This window comes from Chryseobacterium sp. 2TAF14, from assembly GCF_052115105.1.
Lineage (GTDB): Bacteria > Bacteroidota > Bacteroidia > Flavobacteriales > Weeksellaceae > Chryseobacterium.
The window spans coordinates 34,337-45,194 of sequence record NZ_JBFRGA010000025.1 but is presented as its reverse complement, the minus strand read 5'-3'; the positions used below and the strand labels follow the sequence as shown (position 1 = coordinate 45,194).

General features: G+C 35.2%; 9 protein-coding genes. All 9 read left to right on the top strand.

What is annotated here, in order from left to right; genetic code table 11:
- On the top strand, window positions 1-928 hold a 928-nt coding region (locus tag AB4Y90_RS04865; protein ID WP_441556328.1), incomplete at its 5' end, for a glycoside hydrolase family 88/105 protein.
- 265 nt (window positions 929-1,193) lie between these two features.
- Complete coding sequence (locus tag AB4Y90_RS04860) at window positions 1,194-2,834, top strand: glycoside hydrolase family 43 protein (RefSeq protein WP_441556327.1); 1,641 nt, start codon at window positions 1,194-1,196, stop codon at window positions 2,832-2,834.
- 226 nt (window positions 2,835-3,060) lie between these two features.
- Window positions 3,061-4,728, top strand: coding sequence for a glycoside hydrolase family 28 protein (locus AB4Y90_RS04855; RefSeq protein ID WP_441556325.1), 1,668 nt, complete (start codon window positions 3,061-3,063; stop codon window positions 4,726-4,728).
- Window positions 4,729-5,083: 355 nt separating this feature from the next.
- Entirely contained in the window at window positions 5,084-5,986 is a 903-nt protein-coding gene (locus AB4Y90_RS04850) for an alpha/beta hydrolase (protein WP_441556323.1), read from the top strand.
- Window positions 5,987-6,205: 219 nt separating this feature from the next.
- A complete protein-coding gene (locus tag AB4Y90_RS04845; RefSeq protein WP_441556321.1) occupies window positions 6,206-7,180 on the top strand; it encodes a pectinesterase family protein in 975 nt (324 codons plus the stop codon).
- 258 nt (window positions 7,181-7,438) lie between these two features.
- Window positions 7,439-8,176, top strand: coding sequence for a rhamnogalacturonan acetylesterase (locus tag AB4Y90_RS04840; RefSeq protein ID WP_441556320.1), 738 nt, complete (start codon window positions 7,439-7,441; stop codon window positions 8,174-8,176).
- Between the two features lie 220 nt (window positions 8,177-8,396).
- A complete protein-coding gene (locus AB4Y90_RS04835; RefSeq protein ID WP_441556318.1) occupies window positions 8,397-8,738 on the top strand; it encodes a cupin domain-containing protein in 342 nt (113 codons plus the stop codon).
- 41 nt (window positions 8,739-8,779) lie between these two features.
- Window positions 8,780-9,679, top strand: coding sequence for an alpha/beta hydrolase (locus AB4Y90_RS04830; protein WP_441556316.1), 900 nt, complete (start codon window positions 8,780-8,782; stop codon window positions 9,677-9,679).
- A 147-nt stretch (window positions 9,680-9,826) separates the two neighbouring features.
- Window positions 9,827-10,732, top strand: coding sequence for an alpha/beta hydrolase (locus tag AB4Y90_RS04825; RefSeq protein WP_441556315.1), 906 nt, complete (start codon window positions 9,827-9,829; stop codon window positions 10,730-10,732).
- Window positions 10,733-10,858: the final 126 nt, after the last annotated feature.

Here is a 10,858-nt window from a genome sequence, read left to right as displayed (position 1 = left end):
GCTCATTACAGAAGATGGTAAAATTCTTACTTACGATTTAGATAAATACAACATTGATATGTTGAATAGTGGAAACGTATTGCTTTATCTTTACGAAAAAGAGAAAAAAGAAAAATACCTTAAAGCGCTTCAGACTTTACGTTTACAAATCGACGGGCAACCGAGAACAAATGAAGGCTCTTTCTGGCATAAAAAAATCTATCCTTATCAGGTTTGGTTAGACGGTTTGTACATGGGAATGCCTTTCTACACGCATTATACAAAAGATTTTGTAAAAGGTGCAGATGCTCAGAAAGCATATGATGATATCGTTTTCCAGTTTGATTCGGTTCAGAAAAATCTTTTAGACAAAAAAACAGGTTTGCTGTATCACGCTTGGGATGAAAGCAAAGAGCAGGCTTGGGCAGATAAAGAAACCGGACTTTCTCCGAATTTCTGGGGAAGAGCAATGGGTTGGTACGGAATGGCAATGGTAGATGTTTTAGATTATTTGCCGGAAAATCATCCGGGAAGAGTTAGACTGATTTCTTATATTAAATCATATTCTGACGCTGTTATTAAATATCAGGACAAAAAATCCGGACTTTGGTATCAGGTTTTAGATAAGCCATTGGCAAACGGAAATTATGAAGAAGCAACGGCTTCAGCAATGTTTGTGTATACGATGATTAAATCGGTGAATAAAGGATACTTACCAAAATCTTATAAAGCTGCAGCTAAAAAAGGTTACGACGGAATCATCAAAAATTTGATTACAGTAGACGAAAATGGTGTTGTTAATTTAAATAAATGTTGTGCTGTTGCCGGTCTTGGAGGAAAACCTTACAGAGATGGTTCTTATGAATATTACGTAAATGAGCAGATCCGTTCAAACGACGGAAAAGGAACAGGACCTTTCATTTTGGCAAGCTTAGAATTTGAAAAATAGGAATTTGAAACATTAAGATAGTTAAAGGGTTAAGATTTTTTAAGGTTAAAATCTAAGATTTTATCAAGCTATTTGCTTAAAGCGGAGCTCATCTTAATAATACTAAACTGCTTAATAAATCTTAATGGTTAAAATTTAAAGTTGATTTAAAATATAAAACCTTTGCTGAGCAGAGCGCCATTGCGAACGAAAAATATCTAATAAGTTTTAAAAAATCTTAGCGCACTTTGCGTTTTAAATTTTACCAGATCAAAAATCTGATTTTATGACAAACAAAATTTTAAATATACTTTCAATCACCACATTTTCCATTGCATCAAGTTTTTTGAATGCACAGGAAAAGCCTTACGTTTCAGAAGTCTGGATTTCTGATCAGGGAAAAAATTATAAAAACCCGATTTTATATGCAGATTACTCAGATCCAGATGCCATTCGTGTTGGTGATGATTATTATATGACGGCTTCAAGCTTTAACGAAGCTCCCGGTTTACCGATTCTTCACTCAAAAGATATGGTTAATTGGAAATTGGTAAATCACGCTCTCATTGATGTTTTACCTGCAAAAAATTTCAGTACCCCCAAAAGAGGAGATGGAGTTTGGGCTCCTGCAATCCGTTTTCATAAAGGGGAATTTTACATTTATTGGGGCGATCCCGATTTTGGAATTTACATGGTGAAAACCAAAGATCCGCTTGGAAAATGGGAAGAGCCGGTTTTGGTAATGGAAGGAAAAGGTCTGATCGATTCTTGTCCGTTCTGGGACGAAGACGGAAACGCTTATTTAGTTCACGGTTGGGCAGGAAGTCGAGCCGGAGTAAAAAGTTTGCTTACCATTAATAAAATGAATGCTGAAGGAACAAAAGTTTTAGATAAAGGCGTTCATATTTTTGACGGACACGATGCTCATCCAACCGTTGAAGGACCAAAAATGTACAAAAGAAACGGTTATTATTATGTTTTTGCTCCTGCAGGAGGCGTTGCTACAGGATGGCAATTGGTTTTAAGATCAAAAAATATTTACGGTCCTTACGAAGAAAAAATTGTTCTTGAGCAGGGAAAAACAAAAATAAACGGTCCACATCAAGGAGCTTGGGTAGATACGCCTTCAGGTGAAGACTGGTTCTACCATTTTCAGGATGTTGATGCAGGTGGAAGAATCGTGCATCTTCAACCGATGAAATGGGAAAAAGACTGGCCTGTAATGGGAATCGATAATGATAAAAATGGAATCGGCGAACCTGTTTTAACGTATAAAAAACCGAATGTCGGGAAAAATTATCCGATCGTTACTCCGCCGGAAACTGATGAATTTGATGGTGAAAAATTAGGATTGCAATGGCAATGGAGCGCTAACGAAAACATCGTTTGGTCTTCAAAACTTCCGGGGCAAAAGTTTTTAAGATTATTCTCAATGAAAACTCCTGATGGAGACAAAAACCTTTGGAATGTTCCGAATCTTTTAACTCAAAAATTTCCTGCTCCAACTTTCGCAGCTTCAACAAAAGTGAAATTAATTCCTGAAGAAGCCAAAGAAGGGAAAGTTGCCGGACTTTTGGTTATGGGAATGGATCACGCATCGCTTGTCATCACCAATAAGCCTGATGGATATTATGTTCAGTTGAGAAAAGCTGAGAAAATTGAAAAAGGTGGTGCCGAAAAAGTTTTATTTGAATCAAAATTAAAATCAAACGAAGCTTATTTTAAAGTAAATGTAAACGAACCAAACGGAATTTGTACATTCAGTTATAGCGAAAACGGAAAAAACTTTATCAAAGTTGGCGAACCATTTCAGGCAAAATCAGGAAAATGGATTGGTGCTAAAGTCGGTTTATACAGCGTAAGTACACCGGAAGCAAAACGTGGTGGTTRTGCAGATTTTGAATATTTCAGAATAACTAAAAATTAAAACATTCACACAGATAGCATAAACTTTCGCAGATGATTGCACAATGAATTCAGTTTCAAAAAATCTGTGAAAATCTGTGAAATCTGTGGGAGATTAAAACAACAAAAAATTTTACATCGTTTCTTTTTATTCAGTTCTTTGCTGTTGTCAGCTTACCAATCACACAACAACTTTGATGGCAGCAAAGCCTGATAAAATTTAAATAAGAAAAATAGGATACAATTATATGAAGAAGTCATTTAAAATCGTAGGTCTTGTTGCAGCAATGCTATTTTCAGGACAGTTCTACGCTCAGAATACAGATATTTACAAAGGAATTGAATTTAATATGCCGAAAGTTGTTGAAACTTCTTTCGCAGCAAATACAGTTTCCATCAAAGATTTCGGCGGGATTGCAGACGGAAAAACCAAAAATACAGAAGCTTTCAGAAAGGCAATCGATGCTTTGGTAAAGAAAGGTGGTGGTAAATTGGTGGTTCCAAGAGGAATGTGGCTTACCGGACCCATCGTTTTACAAAGCAATATCAATCTTCATGTAGAAGAAGGTTCTATGATTATTTTCAGTACAGACAAAAGCGATTATCCTTTGGTAGACGTAAGTTTTGAAGGTTTAAATACGATTCGCTGTCAATCTCCTATTTCTGCAAGAAATGCTAAAAATATTGCCATTACAGGAAAAGGGGTGATCGATGGAAGTGGTGATGCATGGAGAGCCGTTAAAAAATCAAAACTATCTGAAGTGGAATGGAAAAAATTCGTGGCATCTGGCGGAATTGTTTCTAAAGACGGAAAAACATGGTATCCATCAGAAAGTTATAAAAAAGGATTTGAGGGCAGCTCAAGCTTTAATGTTCCTGATAAAATCGACAAATCCGAACTGGAATCTGTGAAAGATTTCCTTCGTCCGGTAATGGTAAGTATTGTGGGTTGCGACCAGGTCCTTTTGGACGGACCAACTTTCCAGAATTCTCCGGCTTGGAATCTTCATCCATTAATGACTTCCAATTTAATTCTAAGAAATCTTACGGTTAGAAATCCATGGTATTCTCAAAACGGTGACGGTGTAGATTTGGAATCTTGTAAAAACGTTTTGATTTACGACAATACGTTTGATGTTGGAGATGATGCCATCTGTATTAAATCTGGAAAAAATGAAGACGGAAGAAAAAGAGGAATGCCGACGGAAAATGTAATCATTAAAAATAACGTTGTTTATCACGGTCACGGAGGTTTCGTCATCGGAAGCGAAATGTCTGGTGGAGCAAGAAATATGCATGTTTCTGACTGTACTTTCATTGGAACAGATATCGGTCTTCGTTTCAAAACAACCCGTGGAAGAGGTGGTGTTGTGGAGAATATTTACATCAAAAATATCGATATGATCAACATTCCTACGCAGACGATTGGTTTCAATATGTTCTACGAAGGAGCTTCTCCGGTTTTGGAAGACGGACAAAAAGCGGAAGAAAACAAAGCTCCGGAAAAAGTATATCCTGTAACTGAAGAAACTCCGGTTTTCAGAAATATTTACTTTAAAAATATCACGGCAACCAATTCTGATGAAGCGATCACACTTTTCGGTTTAGCTGAAATGAATCTTAAAAATATTGTGATTGAAGATTCTCAGTTTGATACTAAAAAAGGGTTAACCATCGTAGATGCAGACGGAATTCAGCTTAAAAATGTAAAATTAAATTACAAAGAAGGAACAGGAACGACGATTTTAAACAGTAAAAATATAGACCTTTCAACACTGAAACTTGAATCAAAGCAAAAACCAACCATCAAAGTTTTGGGAGCAAAAACAACAGCCATAAAACTTCCAAAAGATATAAAAGGTGAGCAATTAAGCATTTCAAAAGAGATTGCAAAAAAATGCAGTGAAGTAATTTGAGATTTGATGTTTTGAGATTCGTGATCCGGGTTTCGAGATTAGAGATTCGAACTCAAAAGAACTTTTAAGTTTGAAAGTTAAAGTCCCAAAGGGACGGTTTTCTAAAGGATAGGATGCAATCCTATCAAGATTGATAACATTAAATTAAAGATTTGCAGGCACAGGAAAAATTTTAATTTTTCAACTGATGTGATCTAAATATTTTCAAACATTTAAACTTAAAGGTTACTAATGTGTCAAAAAAATTGCGGCTAAAATAAAACGCATACTTTTTTGAACTAAATATTTTCAAAGTTTTAAACTTTAAAATTGCAAAAATCTTTTGTGACTTTTGCGGTTAATAAAAAATTAAAAAATGAGTTTTTACAAACTATATTTTCTTTTTGTTTTTTTTGTAGGAGCAAAAGCATTCGGTCAGACAAAGCCGAATGCTACTCCTTACACAAACGAAGCAACCTATGAAAAACTGAAAAAGAAACATCCGTTTATCACTCCGTTGAACAGACCTGTTCCGGCAAACATCGGGATCGATAAAGATGTGGAATATGCCAACGTGAACGGATTATCACTAAAAGCAGATATTTATTATCCAAAAGACCAATCCAAAAAGTATCCTGTAATCGCAATGGTTCACGGTGGCGGCTGGATTTCCGGAAGCAAGGAAAATGAAAAATACATGGCTCAGGAACTGGCTTCAAAAGGTTATGTAGCGATTGCGGTTGGTTACCGTTTAAGTGAAGTGGCAAAATATCCTGCCGCAATTGATGATGTAGAAAATGCTATCAAATTTTTAAAGAAAAACAAAAAAAAGTATTTTTTAAACACAAAAAAAATTGCAGTTTTAGGAGAATCTGCAGGGGCACAAATCGCAACTTTGATCGGTGTAAAATCTAAAGGAAAAATCAAAGCAATCGTGAATGTAGACGGAATCGTATCGTTTATTCATCCTGAAGCCGAAGAAAGCACTTACGCCGCTTTTTGGTTAGACGGAGACAGAAATACGAATTTAAAAAACTGGACCGAAGCTTCTCCGTTGGAATTTGTTGATAAAAAAACACCTCCTACTCTATTCATCAACTCTTCTCAGCCTCGTTTTCATGCAGGACGGGACGATATGATGAAAAAACTGAAAAGCTATGGAACTTTCACAGAATTTCACGAAATAAAAGATACGCCGCATTCATTTTGGTCTGCTGAACCATGGTTTACAGAAACTTTGAATTTGACTTTGGATTTTTTGGATAAAACGCTGAAGTAAGGTTTAGGTTTAAGTTTAGGCAAAATTAAAACGCAAAGATTTATTTCTATAATTAAATAATTTAAGTGTGCAAAGATGAATCAATAAATTGATTTGATGAAGCTCTTGTAATATTTCAAGCTTAAGCGACTTGCTCGCAATCTTTGCTCACTTAAATTTTTAAAGATTTTAATTGAACTTTGCGTGGTAAAATTTCAGAATCAATCATAAAAATTATTTATGAAAAAACTATTTTTAATATTTCTTATTTCTGCAACCAATTTCATATTGGCACAAAATCCATACATTACCGTAACCGTTGCACAAGATGGTAGCGGACAATTTACTTCCATTCAGAAAGCCATAACATCAATCAGAGATTTCGGACCGGGAGAAGCTTTAGTAAAAATAAAAGCAGGAACATACCACGAGAAAATCGTGATTCCTTCTTCAAAACATAAAATCACTTTACAAGGCGAAAGCAAGGAAAATACAATCATTACCAACGATGATTATTCAGGTAAAATGGATGCGCTTAATGAGAAAATGACGACTTTCAATTCGTACACACTTTTGGTCATGTCAGATGACGTTAAAATTTTAGACTTAACCATTCAAAACAGCTCATGCAATCAGGGACAAGCGGTTGCGCTTCATGTGGAAGGTGACCGTTTCAGCATAAAAAATTCTAAAATTTTAGGTTGTCAGGATACCGTTTACACAGGTGGAAATCACAGCAGGCAATTTTACGAAAACTCTTATATTGAAGGAACAACTGACTTTTTATTTGGTTCGGCAACGGTTGTTTTTAAAAACTGTACGATTAAAAGTTTAGCCAATTCTTACATTACAGCAGCTTCTACAGAACAAAGTAAAGAGTTTGGATATATTTTTTTTGATTGTAAATTAATTGCAAAAGAAGGCATCAACAAAGTATTTTTAGGAAGACCTTGGCGGCCGTATGCAAAAACAGTTTTCATCAATACCGAAATGGGAAATCACATCGTCCCCGAAGGCTGGAATCCCTGGAAAGGTGATAAAATGTTTCCCGACAAAGATAAAACCGCATATTACGCAGAATTTGGAAGCAAAGGCGAAGGGGGAAAAACTGAAAACCGTGTAGCGTGGTCACATCAGTTGACAAAAAAAGAAATGAAAAAATATACCATCAAAAATATTTTTGGAGACTGGAACCCAATCATGAGTAATAAGTAATTGGTAATGAGTAATTAATTGCTACTGCAATAAATGACATAGGAAAATGGAGCGTAAAGAAAATTAAATCTGTGAACGTTAAAAAAATTCTATTGTTTGAAGCGCGACGGAAGTTTTAAATCAAATGACTAATATCAAATTCGCGCAAGTTTAGAATTTTTAGAGAACAGAATTAATTTTTAGCGGAAGTTTCCAAGTCTTGAACTTTTGGTTCTTTTGTTTTAAGACAAAAGAACATTAATTAAAACAATTTTAAAAATGAAAAAAATACTTTTAATTCTAAGCGTTGTAATTTCAACAATGGTTTTAGCTCAGAAAAAACCAACCTTATTTCTGATTGGCGATTCTACAATGTCAAACAAAGACAATCCCGACAAAAATCCTGAACACGGATKGGGACAGGTTTTAGGACAGTTTATGACCAATGGAATTGAAATTCAGAACCATGCAATGAACGGAAGAAGCTCAAAAAGTTTCAGAACAGAAGGAAGATGGGATAAAGTTGAAAAACAATTGAAAAAAGGTGATTTTGTCATCATTCAGTTTGGTCATAATGACCAGAAGTTTAAAGATTCTACAAAATTTACAAATCCTTATACTCAGTACAGAGCTAATCTGGAAAGATATGTAAATGAAACCCGAGCAAAAGGTGCAACACCCATTTTAATGACTTCTATTACCCGAAGAAATTTTAATGAACATGGTGTTTTGATTGACACCCACAAAGAATATCCCTTGGTTGTAAGAATGGTTGCCGACGACATGAAAGTCGCTTTTGTAGATATGCAGTTGCTTACAGAGCAAATGGAAATTTCCGCAGGTCCTGAAAAATCAAAATTGTTGCATCTTCACTTTAAAGCTGGCGAAAATGCTTATTACGAAAAAGACAAAGCAGATAATACGCATTTATCAAAATTAGGTGCAGAAACTGTGGCAAAATTAGCTACAAAATCTTTGAAAACCCTGAAAACAGGTTTAGAAAAATATATTAAATAATTTATCCACAGATGACACAGTTTTCACAGATTAATAGTTGAAAAATCTACACAATCTGTAAAATCTGCGAAAAAAAATCAAAAGTCAGTTTGTCATTCTGACGAAGGAAGAATCTCAACAAAATAGATATGATTCTAAATAATTAAAGGAGATTCTTCACTACACTTCGTTTCATTCAGAATGACAATACGCACAAAAAATTAGTAAAAAAAAATATAAAATGAATTTCAAAAAAGAAGCATTTTTCGACGGCAATTCCGAGTGGGAAAATTTAGGAGACGGTGTTTCCAGACAATTTGTAGGGTACAATTCTCAGGTGATGATGGTCATCGTCAAGTTTGAAAAAGATGCCATTGGAGCTTTGCATCAGCATTTTCATTCACAAATTACGTACGTTGCGGAAGGAAAATTTGAAGTAACGGTTGATAGAGAAATTAAAATTTTGCAGCAAGGTGACGGATTTTTTGCTCAGCCCAATATTTTCCATGGGGTAAAATGTCTGGAATCGGGAAAACTGATTGATGCTTTTACGCCTTTCAGAGAAGATTTTTTGAAAGATTAAAATTTGCGAAATCAAACCTTGAAGGTTTATAATTAATACCAATGAAAAAAGTATTTTTTTTACTCATCATTTTCTTTTTCAGTCAATTTTCAGCACAGGAAAAACTCATGTTCTGGCCAAAAGGTGAAATGCCTAATTCAAAAATATTAGCTTCAAAAACCAAGAAAAAGAAAATTCTTGCAACACTGAAAGAGCCTGAACTTTTCGCTTTTCTTCCGCCAATAAAAGAAAGAAAGCAAATGTCGGTCATCATTATTCCCGGCGGTGGATATTCAAAATTAACTTATGATGAAGGCGCTTTTCAGATTGCTAAATGGATGAACACGCAGGGAATTTCTGCATTCGTTTTAAATTACAGATTACCGACTTCAACCGATTTAATTCAAAGGGAAATTGCTCCGTTGCAGGATATTCAGGCTTCTATTAAATACATCAGGAAAAATGCTCAGCAATGGAAGATTTCTCCAAATCTGGTCGGTGTTGTCGGAACTTCTGCGGGCGGACATTTAGCAACAAGCGTAAGCAACATTACCACAGATTATACAGGATTAAAAGGTGATTGGGAAAACATTTCTACGATTCCGGATTTTGCAGTTTTATTTTGTCCGGTGATTGATTTTGGTGAATTTGCCCACAAAGGAAGTCGTGACAGTTTGCTTGGAGAAAATGCTTCAGCAGAAAAAATCGCAGAATATTCCATGCAAAATCGGGTGACTGAAAAAACACCGCCTACAATTTTGTTTCATAATCAGGATGACACCGCAGTTCCGCCGATGAACAGCATTTTATATTACAAGGCGATGACAAAAAATAAAGTAAAAGGTTCATTATTTATTTTCCCTAAAGGCGGTCACCGTTTTTTTGTTACCGATAAAAATGCACTGAGCGAAAACTGGAAAAATCTTTGTGCAGACTGGCTTGAAACTATTAGTAATAAGTAATTGGTAATGGGTGATTTTAAAATGCTTTAAATATATGTTGTCACGCTGAGCCTGTCGAAGTGTTTTGTGCCTTAAAAACAGTATCAAAATAAAAAAATTGCGCCTTTGCGATTAATCAAAACAACAGCAACCAAATTGTTAAATCAAATGAAAAAGTTCATTTTAATTTTCATCATTTTTTTCGGAATTCAAATTTCAGCTCAACAGAAATTTTCCGTTTGGCAAAAGGGAGAAATGCCCAATTCTAAAGGTTTAAAATTAAATATCATTGAAGAAAAAGAAGGGCGAATTACTCAGATTCAGGAAGCTGAATTGTTTGCATTTCTTCCTGCTAAAGAAGAGCGAAAATCGATGGCAGTAATTGTAATTCCTGGCGGCGGTTACAGACATTTAACCTACGATTTGGGCGGATATTCTTATGCAAAATGGCTCAACACATTGGGAATTTCAGCTTTTGTTTTAAATTATCGTTTACCTACTTCTCCGGATTTAAAGCAAAGAGAACTCGGTCCGTTACAGGATATTCAGGCTGCGATAAAATTAATCAGAAAAAATGCGGCTCAATATGGAATTTCTCCAGACCAAATCGGAGTTCTGGGAACTTCTGCAGGAGGGCATTTAGCGGCAATGGTAAGTAATATTTCTACAGATTATACAGAATTAAAAGGCGACTGGCAAACAGTTTCTACAATACCGAATTTTGCGATTTTAGTTTCTCCGGTCATTGATTTGGGCGAGTTTGCGCACAAAGGAAGCCGTGATAATTTATTGGGAGAAAATGCTCCAACACAAAAAATCAAAGAATATTCTATGCAGAATCGGGTGACAGAAAAAACGCCGCCAACGATTTTATTTCATGCGCAAAACGACAATGCTGTTCCTGTCATCAACAGTGTTTTGTATTACGAATCGATGATTAAAAATAAAGTAAAAGGTGCACTGTTTATTTTTCCTAAAGGTGAACACAGTATCGGAATTTCCAACAAAACGGAACTGACGGATAACTGGAAAAAAATTTGTGCAGACTGGCTTGGGAATATGGGTAATAAGTAATGGGTAATGAGCAATTTTAAACGCAAAGATTTATTTTAAATACTTTGAATTTAAGGAGCAAAGATTGCGACAGGTCGCTGATGAAGCTTAAAATTATTTTAGATAAATTATTTTCTTCTTAATTAA

What these genes read in the sequence shown, in the direction of transcription:
- AB4Y90_RS04850 (WP_441556323.1), top strand. Translation starts at nt 5,084, where the DNA reads ATGAGTTTTTACAAACTATATTTTCTTTTTGTTTTTTTTGTAGGAGCA.
- AB4Y90_RS04830 (WP_441556316.1), top strand. Translation starts at nt 8,780, where the DNA reads ATGAAAAAAGTATTTTTTTTACTCATCATTTTCTTTTTCAGTCAATTT.
- AB4Y90_RS04855 (WP_441556325.1), top strand. Translation starts at nt 3,061, where the DNA reads ATGAAGAAGTCATTTAAAATCGTAGGTCTTGTTGCAGCAATGCTATTT.
- AB4Y90_RS04845 (WP_441556321.1), top strand. Translation starts at nt 6,206, where the DNA reads ATGAAAAAACTATTTTTAATATTTCTTATTTCTGCAACCAATTTCATA.
- AB4Y90_RS04835 (WP_441556318.1), top strand. Translation starts at nt 8,397, where the DNA reads ATGAATTTCAAAAAAGAAGCATTTTTCGACGGCAATTCCGAGTGGGAA.
- AB4Y90_RS04825 (WP_441556315.1), top strand. Translation starts at nt 9,827, where the DNA reads ATGAAAAAGTTCATTTTAATTTTCATCATTTTTTTCGGAATTCAAATT.